This window comes from Paracoccus salipaludis (assembly GCF_002287065.1).
GTDB lineage: Bacteria > Pseudomonadota > Alphaproteobacteria > Rhodobacterales > Rhodobacteraceae > Paracoccus > Paracoccus salipaludis.
The window spans coordinates 1-597 of sequence record NZ_NSJZ01000104.1 but is presented as its reverse complement, the minus strand read 5'-3'; the positions used below and the strand labels follow the sequence as shown (position 1 = coordinate 597).

At 64.3% G+C, this 597-nt stretch carries 2 protein-coding genes; one reads left to right on the top strand and one right to left on the bottom strand.

Features of this window, described 5'->3' with window-relative positions:
• Window positions 1-96 precede the first annotated feature (96 nt).
• Window positions 97-225: a hypothetical protein gene (locus CK240_RS19505; RefSeq protein WP_276305742.1), complete on the bottom strand. Its 129-nt coding sequence runs from the start codon at window positions 223-225 to the stop codon at window positions 97-99.
• Between CK240_RS19505 and CK240_RS19070 the strand changes: the two genes are divergently transcribed.
• The coding region (locus CK240_RS19070; RefSeq protein WP_205957921.1) for a hypothetical protein at window positions 224-597 on the top strand (374 nt) is incomplete at its 3' end. The two genes, CK240_RS19505 and CK240_RS19070, sit on opposite strands and share 2 nt — an antisense overlap.

Genomic DNA, 597 nt, shown 5'->3' with positions numbered 1-597 from the left:
CTTCTCGGACACGCTCTGCGACTGATCGAACTCTTTCGCCAAGCGCCTGAACTGTTCGAGCAAGGCGCGCTCCAATCCCGTGAGCTGGTCCATGCCTCACTCCCCGTTCGTCAGGTGCAGGCAGATCGCCGTCCGCCCCGAGGGCGTGGTGCATTGCAGCGGCTTCGCGTTCTCGGGCACCACCAGGTAGCTCTGCCCCTCGCTCTGGAACGTCTCCAAGGGCATGTCCGCCACGATCCTCAAGGGCTGGGTCGAGCGCCAGAGCAAGAAGCCGGTCAGGCTTAAGCTCACGATCATCGCCCCCCAGGTCAGCCCCAAGATCCATTTCAGCTGTGGCAGCGCGTTCCTGATCCCGTGCGTGGACTGGACGATAGCGATCTCGATTTCGGTCAGCTCGGTGCTCACGCTCGCGCTCACACGCCGCGAGAGCTTCTGCAGTTCGTTCTCGGTCAAGGCCGCGATCTCGGCCGTCTGGCTCTCCAACCTCTCGTGCAGCCGCTCGGCCAAGCTCCGCGTCATCGCTCCAGTCCTTCTCGTAGATGCGGCCCCTGAGCCGCAGGCGCTCGTCGGTGTCGGGATCGCGCACGGTCACGTAGT

Excerpts from the sequence above, each read along its gene's own strand:
- CK240_RS19505 (WP_276305742.1), bottom strand. The coding sequence starts at position 225 with ATGCCCTTGGAGACGTTCCAGAGCGAGGGGCAGAGCTACCTGGTGGTG.